The organism is Flavipsychrobacter sp. (assembly GCA_041392855.1).
Lineage (GTDB): Bacteria > Bacteroidota > Bacteroidia > Chitinophagales > Chitinophagaceae > UBA5543.
Map to the genome: position 1 here is coordinate 1,195,372 of JAWKLD010000001.1, position 22,603 is coordinate 1,217,974.

A 22,603-nucleotide genomic window follows, 5' to 3' on the forward strand; every position below is an offset into this window, starting at 1 on the left:
AAAGAATAGAATATGCAGATAAAATCGATGGCTGAATATGCAGCGAATGGAGAAGAACCAGAAGTATTATTTTGGGTAGGCTGTGCCGGCTCTTTCGACCAAAGGGCACAGAAAATCACTAAAGCATTTTCGCAAATATTAGATAAAGTAGGTGTTAAGTTTGCCATATTGGGCAAGGAAGAAATGTGTACGGGAGACCCTGCTCGCCGTGCGGGCAATGAGTTTCTTTTTCAGATGATGGCCTACAACAACATCCAAACACTGAATGGCTATAATATAAAAAAGATAGTTACGGCTTGTCCGCACTGTTTTAACACCATTAAGAATGAGTACCCTGCTCTTGGCGGTGAGTATGAAGTAATACACCACACTACCTTCTTACAACAATTGATCAACGACGGACGTGTACGATTAAAAGAAGGTGGCGAATTCAAAGGAAAAAAGATAACCTACCACGATAGCTGTTACCTAGGTCGTGGCAATAATATATACGAAGCCCCACGCGAAGTACTACAAGCACTTGATGTAGAGCTAATAGAGATGAAGCGTTGCCGCACAAAAGGTTTATGTTGTGGTGCCGGTGGAGCGCAGATGTTTAAAGAAGAGGAAAAAGGAGAAACGCGTATCAACTTTGACCGCTCTGAAGAGGCTGTTGCTACAGGTGCGAATATCATTGCTGCTAACTGCCCTTTCTGTACTACGATGCTAGGAGATGGAGTTAAGAACCAAGAGAAGGAAGATGATGTAATGGTACTAGATGTAGCTGAAATGGTAGCGAAGTCTTTGGCTGATTGATTTAATTACTAGCTACATAACCAAACTAGATATTCTAGTATTTATTTCCAACGTAACTTTGCCTCATGTTAGCAGAATTAAGCAATCTTATTCCTTCTGATTTTGCCGATGACTCCAGAGTATGGGTCTATCAAAGCAGCAGAGCATTTAATGCACAAGAAGAAAAAGAAATAAATGAGCAGTTATACCATTTCTATGCACAATGGCAATCGCATGGTTCACCTGTAAAAGGCTGGGCCAAACTACTCTATAATCAATTTATAGTAATAATGGCCGACGAAACTGCTACTGGCGTTAGTGGCTGTAGTACGGACTCGTCAGTAAGAGTTATCAAAAGCATTGAGAAACAATATGAAGTAAAAATGTTTGACAGAATGATGTTGACATTTTTAGTGAAGGGAAAAGCAGAAATGCTACCAGTCAATCAGGTGCAGTATGCCTTAGACAAAGTCTACATTACTAAAGACACGCTATTGTTTAATAATATTGTAGATACCAAAGAAGCTCTTATGAGCAATTGGTTAATACCATTAGAACGATCTTGGCTAGCCTCAAGGGTCAACTTTGAGATAACTTCATAAAAAAAGCAGTGCATTTTGCACTGCTTTTTTGTTACCTATAATGGAAGTCTTTATTTGGCTTGTTTCTTCACATACTTACCAAAAGCCTTGCCCGCCATTTCATAAGCTTCTTCTATGCGCACACCACTATCATAATCATACCCTCCTGCCGAACGACCCGGAGCTTTTATTAAAGTAACCTCGGCCTTCTTACTATCTCTATTAGCTGTTTCTACAATTGAGATCATAAGGTCTATTTCTGCATTTTTTCTCTGAATATGAATATTGAACCCCGGCTCAGTACGAGTAGTTTTTACAACCATAGTATACTTAGCATCAGGAAAGTCTCCTACAGTTTTACCGCTCACTTTATTAAATAGCTCTTCGAAATGAGGTTGATAACGACCTGCCCTATCAGCAACCCATGCTTTTTCCCATTGCTCACCTCTACCCTCTTCTTTCTTATTGTAAGCCGCTTTTTTCTCTTTAATGTACTCTCCTTCCGATTTCTTTTTACCGATCATCATCCCTTCATAGTCATACTCAATGTTTATTTTATCCACACCTTTCAGCACCCCTAGGCTACCGTTGGTCACTTTTATTTTCTGGGCGTTTACAGTCAATACTGATAGCAACATCAGTAGTACTGTTGATTTTATAATTTTCATAAATTTCATATTTGATACAAAGTAAATACAAGTTACACTAAATAAAATACCCTGAACACGGTATTGTTTACTCAAATAGCCATATAATAGTCAACAACTGTTTTACATGACTATCCAAATGATTAACTTTATATGATTCTTTCACAGAAGAGATAATCCAAACATTTCAACTAAAATAACAGAAGACACAATAGATGACGGAACAAAGCAATCATGCTGAACACAATTCTGTATTAATCAATCAAATGTATGAGAGCTGGTTTTTAGACTATGCCAGCTATGTGATATTAGAGCGTGCCGTACCGGCTGTTAGCGACGGAGTAAAGCCCGTGCAAAGACGGATATTACACGCCATGAAGGAAATGGATGACGGACGATTCAACAAGATCGCTAACGTTATCGGTCAAACAATGCAATACCACCCTCATGGTGATGCTTCTATAGGAGATGCAATAGTAAACTTGGGTCAAAAAGACCTACTGATAGAAACACAAGGTAACTGGGGAGATATAAGAACTGGGGATAGTGCTGCTGCTGCACGTTATATAGAAGGACGCCTGTCTAAATTTGCTTTAGAGGTAGCCTTCAACCCTAAAACTACCAATTGGCAACTAAGCTACGATGGCCGTAAGAATGAGCCGGTTTCCTTACCAATGAAATTCCCTCTTCTGCTGGCACAAGGGGCTGAAGGTATCGCTGTAGGTCTTTCCACCAAAATATTACCGCACAACTTCTGTGAGCTGATCGAAGCTTCTATCAAAAACCTGAAAGGCAGAAAATTTGAGCTCTACCCTGACTTTGCAACAGGTGGCATGATAGATGTCAGCAACTACAACGACGGTAAACGTGGTGGCAAGGTAAGAGTGCGTGCTGTAATAGAAATAGTAGATAAAAAGACATTAGCCATAAGAAGCGTTCCCTATGGAGTAACCACATCGCAACTGGCGGATAGCATCATCAAGGCTAATGATAACGGCAAGATCAAAGTAAAAAGTGTAACGGATAATACCGCAAAAGACATTGAACTGATCGTACAGCTAGGAGCTGGTTTGGACACCGGCCAAGCAGTTGATGCACTTTATGCGTTTACAGACTGCGAGGTGTCCATATCTCCAAATGCTTGCGTTATTGTTGAAGACAAACCTCGTTTTATAGGTGCTACGGAGTTATTAAAATCATCGGTAGAACATACCAAATCTCTTCTGCTTAAAGAGTTGGAAATAAAGCTTGGTGAGCTGGAGAACGACTGGCACTACTCTTCTCTCGAAAAAATATTTATAGAAAACAGGATATATAGAGATATAGAGGAAGAGACCACCTGGGAAGGAGTTTTGACAGCTATTGACAATGGCTTAAAGCCATTCAAAAAGAAGTTACGCAGAGCAGTAACTCAAGACGATATCATTCGCCTTACAGAAATAAAGATCAAAAGGATTTCTAAGTTCGACTCCTTTAAAGCAGATGAACATATCAAAGGTGTTGAAGCTAATATTGACGAAGTAAAATATAACATTGAACACCTTACAGATTACGCCATTAACTATTACGAAGGGTTACTAAAGAAATATGGCAAAGGACGTGAACGTAAAACAGAGATCAGACCTTTTGAAACGATACAGGTAACCAATGTTGCTATTGCCAATACCAAACTATATGTCAATAGCAAAGAAGGGTTTATCGGCACCAGCTTAAAGAAAGATGAGTTTGCTTTTGAATGCTCTGACCTCGACAATATCATCGTATTTAGAAAAGATGGTAAAATGCAAGTGACCAAAGTGACGGATAAAACCTTTGTTGGTAAAAATATCATTCACGTTGCTGTATTTAATAAGAACGATGAACGTACTACATATAATATGTTGTATGTAGATGGCAAAACAGGTATTAGTTATGCCAAACGTTTTAACGTAACGAGCATTACCCGAGACAAAGAGTACGATCTTACTAAGGGCAACCCTATGAGTAAGGTGCATCATTTTAGTGCCAATCCTAATGGTGAGGCAGAAGTGATAACCATTACCTTATCTCCAGGCAGTAAGGCTAGGAATAAAGTTTTTGACTACTACTTTGAAGAGTTGGAAATAAAAGGTAGAGGTGCAGGAGGAAACCAAGTAACTAAATATCCGATCAAGAGTACAAGGTTTAAAGAAAAAGGACGCTCTACCCTTGCAGGTCAAAAAATATGGTATAATGATGTAGTGGGAAGATTGAATAAAGAAGAGCGTGGTATGCTATTAGGTTCTTTTGAGGAAAATGATAGAGTGCTGGTTTTCTATAAAGACGGCACCTACGAGTTAACCGATTTTGAACTAACTAACAGATACGAACCAGAAGAGGTAATAAGGATCGAACGTTTTGACCCTAAAAAGGTGGTTAGTGCGGTATATTTTGATAAAAAATCGAAATATTTCTATGCTAAGCGCTTCTTAATAGAAACGCAAACCCTAAAAAATAGATATAGTGTTATAAAAGAAGGGGAAGGAAACTACCTAGAATTTGTCACAACAGAGCAAGAACCTTCTCTATTACTTAAATCGGGCAAGAAAAAATCAGAACTGGAAGAAGAGGTATTTGACCTATATGAGCAAATTGACATAACGGGCTGGAAGACCATTGGTACTAAAATAGCAGACAATACGCTAAAAGAGCTTTCCGTTATAGAAAAGGATGAAGAAGGCAAGGAGAAGCCGCCAACGCTATTTTGATAACGAAAAGTGGCAGAAATGTACTAACTTCACGTGCCTTACTGGTCTGAAAGACGAATACATTAAATGAAAAAGATCGAACTGGAAATTGTAGCGCTATCTCATAGTATAACCCAGACCCATTCATATGCCGTTGTCTTAGGAGAGCTTAATGGTCTCCGTCGTTTACCGATTGTTATTGGAGGTTTTGAAGCGCAAGCCATAGCAGTAGCCTTGGAAAGAATGCAACCAAGTAGGCCATTAACACATGACCTATTCGCTAACTTCATGACTACCTTTAACATAACATTGTCGGAAGTAGTGATTTACAAATTAGAAGAAGGCATATTTTTTGCTAAACTTATTTGTGATAGAGACGGTGAAAGCGTAGAAATAGACTCTAGAACATCAGACGCACTAGCCTTGGCAGTGAGGGCTGATTGTAAAATATTCACTTTTGAGAACATACTTGATGCAGCCGGCTTATACTTAGATCCGTCTGAAGAGAATCAAGATGCAGTTGATAAATCTATAGACAACCCAGTATCTGCAGCTGCCATAGCACCCGCAGAACAAAATAAGGAATTGCAAAGCATGTCTTTAGAAGAACTAAACACTCTTCTGCAACAAGTACTGGAACAAGAAGACTATGTAAGAGCAATAACTATAAGAGATGAAATAAACAGTAGAACTAAGAAATGATTGCCCCCTTACATAAATCAATATTAATTAAACTATTTAGAAACTTTTAAATGAGAAAATCGCTGGTCGTTGCTGCACTAGGCAGCTTGGTGTTGTGGGGGAATACAATACACGCACAAAACAAAAAATGTGGTAATGAGATCATCTTGGAAGAGATAGCCAAAGATCCTATTAAACAAAAAGCTTTTGAGGAATACAGAGCACAGGTAAATGAAGAAGTAAGAGCATATAGTGCTGCTAGAGCAAAAAGTGCTAATAAAACAACAGGTAATGTTTCTATACCCGTTGTATTTCACTTCGTACTATCACAAGCGCAAATAGACCAAATTGGTGGTCAAGCTGGTATATACAAGCGTGTTCAGCAACAAATAACTGTGCTTAACAGTGACTTTAATGCTACTAATATTGATATAAACAATGTGCCTACTGCATTTAAATCACTGATAGGCAATGCCGAGATGAATTTTGGCTTGGCACACAGAATGCCTGACGGCACAGGTACTACTGGTATTGAAATACTGGTTAAACCAGCCAATTTTACAGGATATAGTGCTTCAGACAACAATGTAAAGAATACAAACGGTGGTGGACTAGATGCATGGGATCATAATCAATACCTAAATGTTTGGGTTACCAACCTTACTACTACAGGTCTTTTAGGTTATGCTTATAGCCCACAGTTTACACAACAGTTACAAATACCATTAAGATATCAAGGTGCCGTTATACATTATGGTGCTATCGGAGTACCTGACGGATCTCCTAACCAATACTTTGTAAGCCAAGTGGCAAGAAGAAGTAGAACTCTTGTACATGAGTTAGGGCACTTCTTTAACCTGAACCATATTTGGGGTAACACTGCTGTGGGATCAGGAAACTGTTTAGATGACGACGATGTTGGGGATACACCACGTCAAGAAGATGCCAACCAATCTGTATGCCCTACAGGCGTTAAAGCTAACTGTAGTAATAACCCTCATGTAGGTGGTGAAATGTATATGAACTACATGGACTATACAGGTGATGCATGTACTATCATGTTTACAAAAGGTCAAGTAGAACGTATGCGTGCACAGATAGCTCCCGGAGGTGCTTCTTATGGTCTTACACTAAACGGTGATGTAATGACATGGCCTACTTCTATCTCTAGCATAGAAAGAGACAATACATTCAGCATTGCTCCAAACCCATCAAATGGTGTAGTTAACATCAACTTTATAGAGCAAACTAATAACCTGCAATACATTAACGTTTTAAACATTACAGGTCAGTTGGTAGAAAAAATTGTTGTTACAGAACAAAAAGCTAACTACTCTGTAGATCTAACTAATGCACCTAAAGGTGTATATGTTTTGCAGCTTGGTTTTGATGCAGGTATAATATCGAAAAAAGTAATCGTACAATGATAAATACAGACTTTAATCTGGAAGAGATTCTAAACCAATCAGATTTAGATAGTCAGTTAAAAAATATTGCTAAAAAAGTCATTGAAAGTAAACGCCTAACCGACGAGGAGGGCGTTTTGCTTTTTGAAAAAGGGGAACTACCTTTTGTAGGCGCTTTAGCAAACCATGTCACTCAAAGACTACATGGTAACAAAGTATACTTCAATAGAAACTTCCATATAGAACCTACTAATGTTTGTGTGTTCACGTGCAACTTCTGCTCTTATTCTAGACAGTACAAACATAGAGACGACGGCTGGGAATTGAGCATTGAAGAAATGCTTGACATGGTAAGAAAGTTTGACGACAAACCTGTTACTGAAGTACATATAGTAGGAGGTGTACACCCTAAGATGAACTTAGAGTTCTTCTGTGAGGTGATCAGCAAGATAAAGGCCTTACGACCAGAATTGCACATCAAAGGGTTCACCGCTGTGGAGCTAGACTATATGTTTAGAAAAGCCAAAGTGAGCGTAAAAGAAGGATTGACTCAAATGCGTGATGCAGGCTTGCAGTCTTTACCGGGTGGCGGTGCTGAAATTTTTGATCAGGCTGTAAGAGATGAAATATGTCCTGATAAAGTAGATGCTAAAGGCTGGCTGGAAATACACCAAACTGCGCATGAGTTGGGGATGCACTCTAATGCTACCATGCTTTACGGACATATAGAGAACTACAAACAGCGTGTAGATCATATGAGCCAGCTGCGTGACTTGCAGGATAAAACAGGTGGATTCAACTGCTTTATACCACTTAAGTTTAGAAACATAGACAACGACATGTCACACCTCCCTGAGGTTTCTATAATAGAAGACATGCGCTTATATGCTATAGCTCGTTTGTTTATGGATAACTTCAAAAACCTTAAAGCTTACTGGCCTATGCTGGGTAGGTCTTCAGCTCAAATGACCTTGTCATTTGGGGTAAATGATCTTGACGGCACCATAGACGATACAACAAAAATATATTCTATGGCTGGCTCTGAAGAGCAGTCCCCTGCTATGACCACTGAAGAAATATGTGACCTGATCGCTGCCGTTGGCAAAACACCGGTAGAGCGAGACACTCTCTACAACGAGATAGAAGTATTCGATAACATACCAACCTCATAATAAAAAAGGGAGCTAATCGATTAGCTCTCTTTTTTATTTTATTAATGCTTCTACTTCTGCCAATAGGTCTGCTCCCCTATTTTTAGCATACCAGGCATGTAGGTCTTGTTCAAAATCATCATGAGACCTACCATTAGGATCAGCTTTCCATTCTTTAAGCATATCTTGACCGTGCTGCGGTCTAGGCCCCCAAGTGAATATATCTTCACCATCCTTTTGGGCGACTAACTTAGGAATACTCCTCCCTCCATTAGTTAAATAATTATCCATTATTTCGGGGTTATCATCACGTAGCAGGATGCGTAGATCAATGCTACCCTCGGAAGCTGCCGCTAACTTGGCAAATACGGGTAAGTTTTGTGCACTATCCCCACACCAAGCTTCTGTTATCAACCACCATATCTGCTTTGGCTTGCTTTTCAGCTTATCCACAAGCTCATCACTCAACTTAGTTGTCTTTATAACACGCTTCATTCGTTGAGCATTCAACTTAGTAAAAGCAACTAATCGCTCTGATTGGTCAGGACCAGTTGTCTTTTCATCAACAACTAATTGCTCCACTAAAGTGGCAAACTCATCATAATTATAATACTTATCTACTTTACTAAAAACGTTACTCATAATATTGATTTAGCAGATGTAAAACTAGCTGCTTTCACATATAGAGTCGATTGAAATAAATCATCTCGCTATAAGGAATACAGCTGTAAGGAAATAGTTTTTATTACGTCTGCAAAGTATACACAAGTACTCTATTATTGTGTAACAAGAGTAGCAGTATAATCAATCTTATTCCTCGTAAAAATTAAGGTCTTTACCGAAAGTTTCCTTTATCATAGTAACGGCTACTATACTAATAACCATAATGATAATACCGGTAATAATACCGGACTGAACGAAAGTAAAGCTACCCTGTAATGAGGTAAACAGGAATACGATAGCAGGTAGCGCTCCGCGAACCATATTAGGAATTGTAGTAGCTGCTGTAGCTCTAAGATTTGTTCCAAACTGCTCTGCTGCCATAGTCACAAATATGGCCCAGAACCCTGTACCAAAACCTAATAATGCACTAATAGCATACATATAATTAGCAGAGCCACCATCTTGAGTGAAATACAGGATTATGCCTACCGCTGTAATAGCATAAAAAACATACAAGGACTTCTTACGGCTCTTTAACTTCTGGCTAAGCAAACCTATAGCCACATCTCCTACAGAAATAGCTACGTAAGCAAACATAACCGCTTTGCCTGGCTCTATTTTTTCCGCTATGCCAAATGCTTTACCAAAATCGTTAGAGAAGAACAATAGAATACCAACAACATACCATGTAGGCAAACCAATAAGAATACTCAACAAGTATCGTTTCAGTCGATCTTTATCAGTAAAGAACATCAGGAAATTACCCTTAGAGATATCCGAATTTTTCATTTGGGTAAACATACCTGACTCAAATACCGATATCCTTAATAGTAATAGAGAAAAGCCCAATGCACCACCTATGAAATAACAAGTACGCCAATCAAACCACTGAGCAATAAAATAAGCAAATACGGCACCTGTAAGACCCAGCCCGGCAACTAATGATGTTGCTACTCCTCTTTTTTCTTTAGGAATAAGCTCACTAACAAGGGTAATACCAGCACCAAGCTCACCTGCCAAACCTATACCAGCTATGAAACGAACGATAATATACTGTGTGGTAGTTTCTACCAATCCATTGGCAACATTGGCTAAAGAGTATAAAATGATAGAACCAAATAGGACGCTAAGTCTTCCTCGCTTATCACCCATCATACCCCAAATAACACCACCTATCAAAAGCCCTGTCATTTGCCAGCTTGCCAGCTTCAAACCTACATCGGTTATCTCTTGAGGGTTAAGCCCCAAACTTTCCAGACTTTCAATACGAACTATGCCATAAAGTAGCAGATCATAGATATCTACAAAATACCCTAATGCAGCAACAAGAACAGGGATGCTAAATAAAGAAGCGGTTCTATTTTTATCCATTATAAAGAAAGTATTATACCATGCGTCAAACTTGTTTACGCACCGTTACCTTCCTCTAATGTAGTAGATTTCTTTTTGCCAAAGAACATCTTGAACAATACAGGCGCTGTAGTAACAAATATGATACCTATAATTACCTTTTCAAGATTATCTTTTACCCATACATTCTCCCCAAGCAGGTAACCCAACATTACCATACTCAACACCCAAGCTATACTACCTACAATATTATATAAGGCAAACTTCTTATAATCCATTTTCACTACACCACCTATTATTGGTGCAAATGTTCTTACTATCGGTAGAAATCTAGCTAGTATAATGGCCACTCCTCCACGCTTATCATAGAAGTCTTTAGCTTGATGTAAATGCTTTTGCTTGAAGAGCAAGGTGTCTTTCTTTTTGAATAATAGGTCGCCCGATTTTCTACCAAACCAATAACCTACGAAGTTGCCTATAATACCACAGACAATAATAAGCGATATCCAATAAAACAGATTTGCAGCATCACTAGCAAATGGTAATTGAGAATTGGCGATGATCATTCCTGTAACAAATAACAGAGAATCGCCGGGAAGAAAGAAACCAACAAAGAGTCCTGTTTCTGCAAAGATGATGAACATTACAATGTAAATACCACCATGTGCACCTATCCATTGAGGGTCTATCAGGTTCTTCAGTAAATCTAAAAGCTCGTGCATGTATATCTTAACTTATGCTGCAAATTAAATAAAAACAGCCAACGCGCTGTTTCAAAATTGTTTGCGAATATAAGACTTTAACTCCGTCATTAATATACCAGCTTGGTGGCAATATTGGAATTACCTTGCAGCCCACCTGTATGTATTGCCAGCACCTTTGCTCCTGATGGAAAAACAACATTTTCTACCTGTTTTTTTACACCATACATCATCTTGGCGGTATATACCATATCAAGGGGAATATCATTTATAACATAAAACTCATTCATAAAGTCTACCAGCTCTTGGTTGTGCTTACCAAAACCTCCAAAGTGCCAATCATCAAACAATTGCCAATTAGCGTTATCGACCCAGCTAGTCATACTTTCCTTCAAGTATAGTCCGCCCTTCATTGGTGCATATCCGTATACTTTCGTTTTTTCCCCTACTCCGTTTATTACACCTGCCATTGTAGTTCCGGTTCCTACAGATACACATATATGATCATACTCATCAGAAACGAGTTTTGCCAGAGCTGTAACTCCTAATCTGCCATAATGATTAGCACCACCTTCAGGAACTATCATATAATTAGGATACTTAGCACTTAACTGGCTCAAATAAAGCTCTTCTTCCTTGCGAGCATATTCTTCTCTCGATACAAAGAGCAATTCCATACCATAAGCAATACAACTTTTCAAGGTAGTTGTTAGGTTTTCAGCAGCATGTAACCCTCTTACAATACCTATCGATCTTATATTATAAGCGTTAGCAGCTGCGGCAGTAGCGATCAGATGATTAGAGTAAGCCCCACCAAAAGTTATTAGCCCGACATTTCCGGCAGAAAGGGCAGCTTTTATATTTTCCTTGAGTTTATACCATTTATTACCTGAGATGACCTGATGCACCTCGTCCAAGCGCAGCATATCTATACTTACTGTAGGAGCCCAGCTCTTACTTAAGGCTTGTATACGAGGTAGTTGATCAGGAATTATATCCATACTCCTTAAGGTAGTTATCATTATCCCTCCACTTCGGTCTTACTTTTACAAAAAGCTCTAAGTGTACTTTTGACTGAATAAACTCTTCTATGAGTTTTCTAGAGTTAATGCCTAGCTGTTTTATAAGACTACCCTTCTTACCTATCATGATGATCTTTTGTGTATCCCTACTCACTACTATCTCCGCTTTTATAACGGTGATGTGAGGTTTTTCTTCAAAAGACTGTATCATAACAGCTGTGTGGTATGGTATTTCTTCATGGTATAGCTCAAATATCTGTTGGCGTATCAATTCGCTCACGAAAAAACGAACTGGCCTGTCAGACATATTAGCATCAGGGTAATATGGTGGTGCTTCCGGCAGAAGCTCTAATACCATAGGTATTATTTTATCCGTATGCTCATTTTTAGACGCCGATATCATTTCTATTTGCCAATTAGGATATACCATTTTAAAGGTCTCCAGTATTTCAGCTTTAGCCTTATCGTCTTTTATCTTATCCGCTTTATTCAATAATAAAATAACCGGCACTTGTATGCTAAGCCCAGCAACTATCTCTTGTAGCTGCTCAATGGGTTTAGTAATATCATGCATAAGAATCACAACATCAGCATCTTCCAAGGCATTTTTCACCTGTTTCATCATCTTTTCATGCAGCTTATACTGCGGGTCTATAATACCCGGAGTATCTGAAAAGACTATTTGGTAATCATCTTCGGTAAGAATACCCAATATACGATGTCTTGTGGTCTGTACTTTGTGTGAGGTGATCACCAATTGCTCTCCCAATAGTGCGTTGAGCAGGGTTGATTTTCCTGCATTTGGCGCACCAAAAATGTTGACAAAGCCCGATTTGTGTGTGTTTGGCATAATATGTGCAAAAGTAATGTAAAGGCTCTGATCTTTTGCAATAACATCTAAATAACTAAAATATAGCAATTTAGCTTGTTTATTCATTTATGTTGCCTATCTTTGCATCCACATCGCGAGGTAGAGCAGCGGTAGCTCGTCGGGCTCATAACCCGAAGGTCACAGGTTCGATCCCTGTCCTCGCTACATAGAGAGAGTCACATTATATATTCTTTTTGAGAGAGAGAATTATAGAGTGGCTCTTTTATTTTGACTAAACGAACATATTAAAACAAAACACTAAATAACGCACCCAAAAAACACAGCATATGAAAAACATATTATTAGTATTCATAGCTATTATCTCGCTTACTGCTTGTGAGAAAAGAAAAGACATCAATGGCGATCTAAAAAACCGTCGTGAGATCTTGGTAACTCGCTACTGGAGAGTAAAAAACATAAGAGATAACGGTAAATACACAGCGATTAAGTCTTGTGAACAAGACAATTACTATGTCTTTTTAAGAAATGGCGAAGGCCGCTGGGAAGAAAGTCTTATCAACTGCTTTGATACTGCAACTACCCCACCACCAATAGACACTACAAATAATGGAGGCGACACCACCATAAACAGTAATGTTATTGGTCAGCCAGCAGCACCTGCTACATACACAAGTTTCAACTGGTCTATGGTAAGTGACCTAAGATATATCTACTTCAAAAACTTTGGTGGAGAAGGCTACGACCCTGAGTGGGAAATAGAAAATATGGATTACGGTTCTTTAAAGGTTAGAAGACAAGAAACTATTGATGGCGTTAACCATATTTACCAAATAGAACTTACCGCCCTGTAAAAGGCATTAAACCTAATTATATATACTAAAGCACACTATTTTAGTGTGCTTTTTTGTTCTAAAATCGCTAGATTTGTAGTAATCATTAAAAATGTGTGGAATGATGAACCGTTTGCTGGGGTTCTCCTTTACATTAATTATTCTCTCTTGTACAATACTCATTGGTTGCGGTAGTAGCCAATATACCACCTCCTCCTCATATAAAAGAAAAGCACCATCTAGCAATACTACAATTCGTTATCGCTCCCCTCGTTTTATGAAGAATGTAGAAGTAGGCGGTAATAATAGCTCTAAAATAAACATGATCGTAGTAGAAAGCTTCGAACATGGCAGACGACAACAATATATTACGGATATTCTACTCTTGAAATATGCACAGAAGATGCAGGTAATGCCACAAGAGGTTACTAACTACCCTCTTTACCGATTTATAGAGGACTGGTACGGTGTAAGATATAGGTATGGCGGTACTGACCGATCGGGTATCGATTGCTCTGCTTTTACCCAAAGATTATACGATAAAGTATACTGTACCGATATTGTTCGCACCTGCTATCAACAATATAAAATGACCGACAGGGTTTGGGACAAAAGCCTATTGCTGGAAGGCGACCTTGTCTTCTTCAAAACTAGAGGTAGAAGAATATCGCATGTAGGCATCTACCTTGCTAATAACTATTTCGTTCATGCCTCTACCAGTGGCGGAATCATGATCAGCAATATTACTGAAGACTACTGGCAACGAAGATATGCTGGTGCTGGCAAAGTAGCTGCCAATATGGATTAATTTTCGATTACCCCTTCTATTACTTGACCTACATTTCCATTAGGCATCTGAATATGCAAAAGAGAGGATAATGTAGCTGCAATATCTGTAATATTTACAGTCTTATAACTCACCCCTTTATTTATACCCCAGCCATACCACAACAATGGTACATGGCTGTCGTATGGTGCCCAAGAGCCGTGCGTAGTTCCTGTTTTACCATAACCACTATACCAGCCTGGCCTCAACAATACAAGCAATGCACCATTCCTTTTCGGATAATGACTATTGACGATCATTGTTCTTATAGGTTCAGGTATAGTCAATGCATCTAGCTCTTCCAAGTCAATTATTGTAGCAACACCTTCGTGCTCCAACAAATAAGCTACTGTAGCTTCTTTTACTTTAGCTCTATCAAGCTGATTTGCTTTTATCTTCTCTTCATTATAGTACACCTGATAAGAGCTAATGGCTTTTACTAAACCTGCAACTTTAAACTGCTCAACTAAAAAATGATTAAGCTCTACACTAGAGTTATATTCTAACTTATTGCCCGAAGGTATTTTCAGACTATTTAAATACATTGAGTTTCGTACAGCACCATGGTCTGCTGTTAGGAAAATAGTATAATTCCCAGCTCCTACCAGATCATCCAACTTATCTAAAAAGGTCGCTATGTCAAGATCAAGCCTCAAGAACATATCCTCCATTTCCATAGCATCAGGCGCATAATTATGACCTGCATAGTCAGTCGATGATAAAGTAATACATAGCATATCTGTATTATCATCCTTGCCTAATTGCTCTCCAATGATACAAGCCTCAGCCAGGTCTAAAGTGATGGTATTGCCAGCTGGCATATATCTTAAAAACTTATAATTACTCTGCTTACCCTCATACAATTTGTGCGGGAAGATTGGGCTTTTCTCCATAAGAAAAGTGCCTTCATAAGCATTATCATCAGGCAAGCTATTAGTATAAGTTGCCTTATCATATAAAAGCTGCCAAGGCTGTTTTATATATTTATCAGCCAATCTTTTATTATTAAATTGATTTAGCCAATCGGGTAACGCTTCCATATAAAAGCTACTGGTCATGAAATTACCCGTACTATCATCAAACCAAAAAGCTCCATTTGCCGTGTGCCCAGCGGGCAGTATGCTCCCCCTATCCTTAATACCTACACCAAATACCTTTGAACGCTTATTGGTAGATAGGCGCAACTCATCGCCAACAGTAGTAGTATTCAAGTTTCTAGGACTCATCTTACCTGCTTTATCACTTCCGCCAACCGATGTAACAGATGGATCTTCAACACAATACCATTGCTTGCCCGTCTTAACTTCTATCCAACTATTTGAAGCTATTCCATGTATCGCAGGAACAGAACCTGTATACACAGAAGCATGACCAGGACCTGTAGCTGTTGGAATATAGTTGATTATTGTATTTTGGCAAGCATATCCTTTATTCATCAATCGTTTAAAGCCCTTATCTGAATACCTATCATAATATCTATATAAGTAGTCCCATCTCATTTGGTCTACTACTAGGCCTACTACTAATTTAGGGCGTTCTACCTGCTTAGTCTTTTGGGCAAATACAGGAGAAACCAACAGAACAAATACTACAAACCAGCCTAAATACTTCATAAATTTTAACTTCTTAAAGCAAAAATGGACATTATAAAATTATAATGGAATAATATTTTCATTAATTTTGCGGATATTTTATTGGATTACCAATTTTATTACAAAATTTCAACTATCTGTTATTTATGGATTTATTTGCCAAATTTGACAAAGACTTAGGCCCAATTGGAAAACATGCGGATGAAGTACCTGGTTATTACTCTTTCCCTAAACTAGAAGGAGAGATCAGCAACCGTATGGTATTTCAGGGCAAGGAGAGAATTGTATGGAGCTTGAATAACTATCTAGGTCTTGCAAATCATCCTGAAGTACGCAAAGCTGATGCTGATGCTGCAGCTCAATATGGCTTGGCATCACCAATGGGAGCTCGTATGATGAGTGGTAATACTACCCTACATGAGCAGCTTGAAGCTCAACTTGCCGATTTTGTCGGTAAGGAAGATGCCATGTTGCTTAACTATGGCTACCAAGGTATGGTTTCTGCAATTGATTGTATATGCAACCGTAGAGATATTATAGTTTATGATGCAGAATCTCACGCATGTATCTTAGATGGTGTGAGACTTCACGCAGGTAAGCGTTATGTTTTCAAACACAATGACGTTGAAGATTGTGAGAAGCAACTAAAAAGAGCTACTAAACTAGCGGAAGAGACTGGTGGCGGCATCTTAGTTATTTCTGAAGGTGTATTTGGCATGTCGGGCAACCAAGGAAGAGTTAAAGAACTGGTTGCTTTAAAAGAGAAATACGAATTCAAACTATTCATAGACGATGCTCATGGCTTCGGAACGATAGGTGCAAATGGCTCAGGCGTTGGTGAAGAGCAAGACTGTATTGAAGGTATCGATATTTACTTCTCTACATTTGCTAAATCGATGGCAAGCATCGGCGCATTCCTTGCCGGTGATAAAAAAGTTTTAAAGTATCTACGTTACAATACCCGTTCTCAAATGTTTGCTAAATCATTACCACTACCATTAGTAGTTGGTAATATGAAGCGTCTTGAGCTACTACGTACTAAGCCTGAACTAAAAGCTAAGCTTTGGCATAATGTAAACCGTCTTAGAAATGGTTTAAAAGAGCAAGGCTTTAATACAGGCACTACCAACTCTCCTGTAACACCTGTATTACTTAGTGGAGACTTGTTTGAAGCGACTCAGCTTATCTATGATCTACGTGAGAACTACAATGTTTTCTGTTCTGTAGTGGTATACCCAATTGTACCTAAGGATGTAATTATGCTAAGATTGATTCCTACAGCTGTTCACACAGATGAAGATATTGATATCACATTAGCTGCATTCTCTGCGGTAAGAGACAAACTGTTCAATAAAGAATATCCAAAAGAATATCCACCGGTAAAAACAGAAGAACCTGCAACAACCGTTTAAGGTATCTATACATTATAAGCAAAGCCACCTTTCTTTAAGGTGGCTTTTGTATTTTTGCACACCACACACAAATAGTTATACATGAAAGTTTTTATAGCAGGCGCATCAGGACTACTGGGCAGCAATTGTCAAAAGCATTTTACAGAAAAAGGATGGGACGTAGTTGGCTCCTACTTCTCCTACGAAGTACCCAATACAGTTTTCTACAATACGCTTGACCTAGAACATAAAGACAATTTTGATATAGAACAATACAACCCTGATGTGATAGTACATTGTGGCGCATTAACTCATGTAGACTATTGCGAAACTAACATAGAAGAGAGCTACCAAAAAACAGTGCAAAGCACTATCAACCTCGCCTCTATTGCTAAGAAATGCAATGCACGCTTTGTATACATATCTACCGATTATGTTTTTGACGGGAAGGAAGGTCCTTATACTGAAGACCAAACTACTAACCCGGTAAGCATATACGGCAAGCATAAACTAGAAGCAGAGCATATAGTATTAAACACAATACCAGATACACTAATTCTTCGTATTACGAATGTATACGGCAATGAAGCCAGAGGAAAAAACTTTGTAGCGAGAATAGCAGAACAATGTATCAACAACAACAAACTAACACTAAAACTGCCCTACGATCAGTATGCCTGCCCTACCAATGCTTGGGATATCGCACGCGCCATGTTTGTATTACTAAGAGATAATAAGTCTGGAATCTACCACATAGGTGGCACAGACTATATGAACCGTATTGAACTAGCTCTTAGAGTAATACAATACTTCCCAAATGCGGAGTACGAACTGATACCTATGAATACGGAAGAACTAAACCAACCTGCTAACAGACCATTAAAGGGTGGTTTCATAACAATGAAATTCAATAGAGAATACCCTGATATGCTATTTGGAAATATAGATAGCTATATGAAAGAGCTACTACAATAATAGGCACAAAAAAATCCCAGCTACGTATAGCTGGGATTAGGACTGTACTTACTAACCCATCGTAAGTATGACAAATATCTGAAAAAGCTTTCGTATAAGAAAATTATTTTTTCTGTTATATGTACGAATTTCTACGTTACTATTCATAAGTCAATCTACATATTAATCAATAAGATTATTTATTGACATACTCCACCTATAATCTGTCTTAAGCATTTACAAAAAATCACACAAAAAGACATTTTGTCAGTACATATCACCTAGAAAAGACAAAAAGTCACTAATTTTATAGTTGGTATTCAGTTTGATTAATACAAAGTGTATTCAAATTTTAAAAAACTTAAAAACTTACATTATGTATAATCACAAAACCAACAGAGTAGCAACACCAACTTTAGGCGGATTCTTTGAAAATGCTTTTAAAAACAATTTTGGCAACGTCTTTTATGACGATAACTGGAGTAATACAACAGCACCGGCTAATATCAAAGAAACTGAAACCGCATACGTTCTTGATCTAGTGGCACCAGGGCTTAAAAAAGAAGACTTTAAGATAAAGGTAGAAAAGGATGTATTATACATTTCCTTCACCCACGAAGAAGCTAAAGAAGAAAACACAGACAAGGTATTGCGTAACGAATACCAGTTCCGCTCTTTCAAGAGAAGCTTTTCATTAAGCGAAAAAGTAAACGCAGCAAACATCAGCGCCACTTACAATGATGGCATATTAAAAATAACATTACCTAAAAAGGAAAATATAATCGCAGAAGTAAAAGAGATAAGTGTAGGCTAAGTTTGATAGGGGTTGATATAACAGAAAAGGCGAGCATAAAGCTCGCCTTTATTATTTATTGTATCCTAATAACTTCAACATACTTTGAGGCGACTGTTCTTTTGCATACAACCAGTCTACCAATTTCCCTTTCTCATCCCTTTCCACGACAATATGCTTAGGAGAAGGCACCATGCAATGCTTGATACCACCATAACCCGACAATTGATCTTGATAAGCTCCGGTATGAAAGAAACCAACATACAATGGCTCCTGCCCCTTTTCCTTATCGGTCTTGGGTAAGAAAACTGCATTAATATGCTCCTCAGACGTATAGAAATCATGACTATCGCAGGTGAGCCCTCCTAAATGCACCTCTTGATATTCATTACTCCACTTATTAATTGGCAGCATTAAAAACTTTTCTCCTATACCCCAAGTATCAGGTAGTGTAGTAATAAAACTACTATCGATCATATACCATATCTCTCTATCATTCTGTACTTTCTCGTCCAGCACACTATATATTACAGCACCACTCTCCCCTACAGTAAACGAGCCAAACTCTGTATAGATATCAGGCATGTCTACTTTATTTTTCTTACAAACCTTCTTTATCGTAGATACGATCTGGTTGACCATATACTTATAATCGTAATCGAAACCCAAAGAGTGCTTGATAGGGAAACCGCCACCTAAATTAAGCCCATTCAACTCAGGGCATATCTTTTTAAGCTGGCAATACAAGGTCAATACCTTATTCAGCTCACTCCAGTAGTAGATATCATCCCTAATACCTGTATTCATAAAGAAGTGGAGCATCTTTAAGCTAAACTTATCATTCCCTTTGATCTTGTCTATATAAAACTCCAGTATATCTTGCTTTCTTATACCCAAACGAGAAGTATAGAAGTCGAACTTAGGCTCCTCTTCTGTTGCTATCCTTATTCCTATACTTACAGGACTATCTGATTTAATCGACTTCTCATAATCTTCAAACTCACGTTTATTATCTAATACAGGAATTACATTTTTAAACCCATCGTTGATGAGTTTAGCAATATTTCTGGTATATGGTCTGGTTTTAAAACCATTACATATGATATAAGTATCCTTAGTTATCTTCTTTCTGGCATAAAGCTTCTTAATGATCTCAATATCATAAGCAAAAGAAGTCTCTAAATGCACATTATGCTTCAGCGTTTCTTCTACGATAAAAGAGAAGTGCGAACTCTTGGTACAATAACAGTAACAGTATTCACCTTCATAGTTATAACGCTTTATAGCATCAGCAAAAAGCTTTTTTGACTTTGCTATCTGCATACCAATTTTGGGCAAATAGGTTAGCTTGAACGGCGTTCCGTATTTATCTATTAACTTCTTGACATCCACATCATTGAACTGTAGATAATCATCGACTACTTCAAAACCTTCTTGAGGAAAATCGAATGTCTGTTTTACAAGATCAGTGTACGTATTGTTCATGTAACAGTAACAAATGTTTGTGTGTGTATACTACTATTTGTAAGGTACAAATGTAACTTTTTATGTTGATTGATATAGCCTTTGAAAATATAAAAACATAGTAAAATAATACTCCCAATCTGCATTTAGATTATGTTTGCACTCTGATGAAGAAGGCACTAATACAGATGCACCTAGCCGTATTGCTTTGGGGCTTTACAGGCGTACTTGGCAAGACTATTTCTTTAAGTGCACCAGTATTGGTATGGTACAGAATGCTACTTACGGCCATCTTCGTTGCGGTTATTCTTTTTTATAGAAAAGAATGGGTACCCGTAAGCAAAAAAGACAAATGGAGGCTTATATGGATCGGTTGCTTGATGGGGCTACATTGGGTAGCCTTTTATGGCTCTATAAAATACTCCAGTATTTCGGTAGCATTGGTTTGCCTATCTACGGCAAGTATATTCACTTCCCTACTCGACCCCTTTGTTAATAAAGGCAAGCACAACTACAAGGAATTTATTCTCAGCATTATCACCATTATAGGCGTTTACTTTATCTACCAGTTCCAACAGCTGTATTGGAAAGGCATCATCCTAGGCATTATTGCCGCTATGCTATCTTCTTGGTTTGTGGTGCTAAACAAGAAGATAGCCACGAAATACCCTGCCCGCACTATGGTATTTTACGAAATGACCGCAGGCTGGGCCATGCTTACTCTACTAATTCCTTTTATGGTATGGTACACACCAGATGTTGCCTTAATACCAGAAACAAGCGATTGGTTATGGCTGGTCATACTAAGCCTTTGCTGCACGGTATGGTCTCAATCATTAGCACTTAATGCATTGAAACACATAAGTGCATTCACCTCTACTTTGAGTGTAAATATGGAACCCGTGTACGGTATCTTACTGGCCTTTTTATTCTTTGGTGAGCATAAAGACCTAGACATAAAGTTCTATGTAGGAATGCTATTGATACTCAGCTCTGTAGTACTACAAATGCTTTACCTAATACGCAAACCTAAAAAGGTATCTCCCGGCTATATCGTAGAGAAAAACGGTATCGATTAGGGCTTTTCAAGCTTTTGTCTAATAAATGCGTTTTTATTGTTGATCTCCAATCTATTATCTCCAAGCCATTTAGCATAAGCATTCAGCTCGTCTTTGTGCTTGTCGTACCATACATTGAACTCCTGCTTATCGCCCGATATTAAAACCCAGTGACTGTAGGCATCAAAATGTCCAGCATCCAACACTTTCTTCTGATAGCTGAACAATACATTATCATATTCTTTGTCATAACCCTTCTCATAATAACCTTCAATAAAGCGCTTTCTAATACGACATATGGCCTCCATATTCAATTTCTTCTCTTCCACTACACTTAACAGCAATAAGGGTTCATATACTTTATGTGCAAATGGCAAATGACCATTTACCAAAGTGGCATCTTTAGAAAAACTAACAGCCATTGTGCTATCTGAAGTTATCTCCATTTCATTCAAATAAGTCTCATAAAGCATAGCACTTATTTGCTTTGTTCTATCTGTGTTAGGCTCCAGATTGATAAACAGTTCGCCATATATCATTCCCCATATCTCTTCTTGAGAGGAAAGAAAAAGGATAGCTGCTCTAAAGTAGTTGGTAGGATAATTGGGAGCTACTTCTATACCCCTTTCATAATAGGCTAAAGCCCTGTTATAGTCCCTATGGTCGTAATAAAAATTACCATATTCAGCATACAACAACCCTGACTTAGGAAACTTCCTTAACCCCACCTTGTAAGACCGTAAAGCCATGGTCGTATCACCATTCATATCATACAGGTTACCCAAAAGCTGATACACCTTATCATTTACGTCTTCCTTACCTGCCAAACGCTCCATTATCTGTAACGACTTTTTAAAGTCTTGCTTCAAATAATAAGCATAAGCCATCTCATACCTATATCTGTATACTGTACTGTCTAATTGATGAGCCTGCTCAAGTAAGCTTATAGCCTCATCATAAGCCTTATTATCAATATATTTTACAGCAGTTTGTGCTAAACTTTGGGCTTTTTGCTTATCTGTTTGGGCTGTAGCAACTACGGAAACAAACAAAAGCAAAAAAGGCAATATCAATTTCCTTTTCATATCTGTAGCACCAAAAATAACCATCTTAAGTTTAGCATTTCAGTATTGTTAAAATGTTATAGCAAAAAGAATAGTTAATACTGATTTTAAGTGTCTT

21 protein-coding genes and 1 tRNA gene are annotated in these 22,603 nt (G+C 38.2%); 13 read left to right on the forward strand and 9 right to left on the reverse strand.

Translation table 11 applies throughout. The annotated features are described in order from the left end of the window. The first annotated feature begins 12 nt into the window (after nucleotides 1–12). Nucleotides 13–795, forward strand: a complete 783-nt coding sequence (locus R2800_05640; GenBank protein ID MEZ5016516.1) for a (Fe-S)-binding protein — start codon at nucleotides 13–15, stop codon at nucleotides 793–795. Nucleotides 796–860: 65 nt separating this feature from the next. Then, nucleotides 861–1,376, forward strand: coding sequence for a hypothetical protein (locus R2800_05645; protein ID MEZ5016517.1), 516 nt, complete (start codon nucleotides 861–863; stop codon nucleotides 1,374–1,376). 50 nt (nucleotides 1,377–1,426) lie between these two features. Here the strand turns inward: R2800_05645 and R2800_05650 are convergent, their stop codons facing one another. Beyond that, complete coding sequence (locus R2800_05650) at nucleotides 1,427–2,023, reverse strand: hypothetical protein (protein MEZ5016518.1); 597 nt, start codon at nucleotides 2,021–2,023, stop codon at nucleotides 1,427–1,429. A gap of 194 nt (nucleotides 2,024–2,217) precedes the next feature. Here R2800_05650 and R2800_05655 point away from each other — a divergent pair, with 194 nt between their 5' ends. From R2800_05655 to mqnE, 4 genes are all read left to right on the forward strand, one after another. Then, on the forward strand, nucleotides 2,218–4,728 hold the full coding sequence (locus R2800_05655; protein MEZ5016519.1) for a DNA gyrase/topoisomerase IV subunit A: 2,511 nt from the start codon (nucleotides 2,218–2,220) through the stop codon (nucleotides 4,726–4,728). 66 nt (nucleotides 4,729–4,794) lie between these two features. Beyond that, entirely contained in the window at nucleotides 4,795–5,409 is a 615-nt protein-coding gene (locus R2800_05660; protein ID MEZ5016520.1) for a DUF151 domain-containing protein, read from the forward strand. A gap of 50 nt (nucleotides 5,410–5,459) precedes the next feature. After that, nucleotides 5,460–6,815 carry a zinc-dependent metalloprotease gene (locus R2800_05665; protein MEZ5016521.1) on the forward strand — a complete coding sequence of 452 codons (1,356 nt, stop codon included), beginning with the start codon at nucleotides 5,460–5,462 and terminating at the stop codon, nucleotides 6,813–6,815. Continuing rightward, nucleotides 6,812–7,966 (forward strand): aminofutalosine synthase MqnE, encoded by a 1,155-nt coding sequence (gene mqnE / locus R2800_05670; protein ID MEZ5016522.1) that lies wholly within the window; start codon nucleotides 6,812–6,814, stop codon nucleotides 7,964–7,966. The genes R2800_05665 and mqnE overlap by 4 nt, the downstream gene beginning before the upstream one ends. Before the next feature lie 33 nt (nucleotides 7,967–7,999). Here mqnE and R2800_05675 read toward each other — a convergent pair whose 3' ends face one another. From R2800_05675 to era, 5 genes are all read right to left on the reverse strand, one after another. Next, nucleotides 8,000–8,587: a thioredoxin family protein gene (locus R2800_05675; GenBank protein MEZ5016523.1), complete on the reverse strand. Its 588-nt coding sequence runs from the start codon at nucleotides 8,585–8,587 to the stop codon at nucleotides 8,000–8,002. 168 nt (nucleotides 8,588–8,755) lie between these two features. Then, nucleotides 8,756–9,979, reverse strand: coding sequence for an MFS transporter (locus R2800_05680; GenBank protein MEZ5016524.1), 1,224 nt, complete (start codon nucleotides 9,977–9,979; stop codon nucleotides 8,756–8,758). A 35-nt stretch (nucleotides 9,980–10,014) separates the two neighbouring features. Further along, entirely contained in the window at nucleotides 10,015–10,680 is a 666-nt protein-coding gene (locus tag R2800_05685) for a VTT domain-containing protein (GenBank protein ID MEZ5016525.1), read from the reverse strand. Between the two features lie 89 nt (nucleotides 10,681–10,769). Beyond that, complete coding sequence (locus tag R2800_05690; GenBank protein MEZ5016526.1) at nucleotides 10,770–11,660, reverse strand: pyridoxal-phosphate dependent enzyme; 891 nt, start codon at nucleotides 11,658–11,660, stop codon at nucleotides 10,770–10,772. Further along, nucleotides 11,644–12,531, reverse strand: coding sequence for a GTPase Era (gene era / locus R2800_05695; GenBank protein ID MEZ5016527.1), 888 nt, complete (start codon nucleotides 12,529–12,531; stop codon nucleotides 11,644–11,646). Before era ends, R2800_05690 begins: the two co-directional genes overlap by 17 nt. Before the next feature lie 114 nt (nucleotides 12,532–12,645). Here era and R2800_05700 point away from each other — a divergent pair. The 3 genes from R2800_05700 (at nucleotide 12,646) to R2800_05710 (ending at nucleotide 14,151) form a co-directional block, all read left to right on the forward strand. Beyond that, a tRNA-Met gene (locus R2800_05700) sits at nucleotides 12,646–12,717 on the forward strand. A gap of 122 nt (nucleotides 12,718–12,839) precedes the next feature. After that, nucleotides 12,840–13,364, forward strand: a complete 525-nt coding sequence (locus R2800_05705; GenBank protein ID MEZ5016528.1) for a hypothetical protein — start codon at nucleotides 12,840–12,842, stop codon at nucleotides 13,362–13,364. Between the two features lie 100 nt (nucleotides 13,365–13,464). After that, complete coding sequence (locus tag R2800_05710; GenBank protein MEZ5016529.1) at nucleotides 13,465–14,151, forward strand: NlpC/P60 family protein; 687 nt, start codon at nucleotides 13,465–13,467, stop codon at nucleotides 14,149–14,151. Here R2800_05710 and pafA read toward each other — a convergent pair. Next, complete coding sequence (gene pafA / locus R2800_05715) at nucleotides 14,148–15,782, reverse strand: alkaline phosphatase PafA (GenBank protein ID MEZ5016530.1); 1,635 nt, start codon at nucleotides 15,780–15,782, stop codon at nucleotides 14,148–14,150. The two genes, R2800_05710 and pafA, sit on opposite strands and share 4 nt — an antisense overlap. A 125-nt stretch (nucleotides 15,783–15,907) precedes the next feature. On the opposite strand from pafA, the gene R2800_05720 reads away from it, so the two are divergent. The 3 genes from R2800_05720 (at nucleotide 15,908) to R2800_05730 (ending at nucleotide 18,920) form a co-directional block, all read left to right on the forward strand. Then, the gene (locus R2800_05720) at nucleotides 15,908–17,173 is read left to right on the forward strand and encodes an aminotransferase class I/II-fold pyridoxal phosphate-dependent enzyme (GenBank protein ID MEZ5016531.1); all 1,266 of its coding nucleotides are present in this window, start codon (nucleotides 15,908–15,910) and stop codon (nucleotides 17,171–17,173) included. Nucleotides 17,174–17,254: 81 nt separating this feature from the next. After that, nucleotides 17,255–18,127 carry an SDR family oxidoreductase gene (locus R2800_05725; protein MEZ5016532.1) on the forward strand — a complete coding sequence of 291 codons (873 nt, stop codon included), beginning with the start codon at nucleotides 17,255–17,257 and terminating at the stop codon, nucleotides 18,125–18,127. Between the two features lie 355 nt (nucleotides 18,128–18,482). Further along, entirely contained in the window at nucleotides 18,483–18,920 is a 438-nt protein-coding gene (locus R2800_05730) for an Hsp20/alpha crystallin family protein (protein ID MEZ5016533.1), read from the forward strand. Between the two features lie 51 nt (nucleotides 18,921–18,971). Here the strand turns inward: R2800_05730 and R2800_05735 are convergent, their stop codons facing one another. Then, nucleotides 18,972–20,384 (reverse strand): arginine decarboxylase, encoded by a 1,413-nt coding sequence (locus R2800_05735; protein MEZ5016534.1) that lies wholly within the window; start codon nucleotides 20,382–20,384, stop codon nucleotides 18,972–18,974. 146 nt (nucleotides 20,385–20,530) lie between these two features. Here R2800_05735 and R2800_05740 point away from each other — a divergent pair, with 146 nt between their 5' ends. Beyond that, nucleotides 20,531–21,442: an EamA family transporter gene (locus R2800_05740; GenBank protein MEZ5016535.1), complete on the forward strand. Its 912-nt coding sequence runs from the start codon at nucleotides 20,531–20,533 to the stop codon at nucleotides 21,440–21,442. Here R2800_05740 and R2800_05745 read toward each other — a convergent pair. Continuing rightward, nucleotides 21,439–22,506: a hypothetical protein gene (locus R2800_05745; GenBank protein MEZ5016536.1), complete on the reverse strand. Its 1,068-nt coding sequence runs from the start codon at nucleotides 22,504–22,506 to the stop codon at nucleotides 21,439–21,441. The two genes, R2800_05740 and R2800_05745, sit on opposite strands and share 4 nt — an antisense overlap. Nucleotides 22,507–22,603 lie beyond the last annotated feature (97 nt).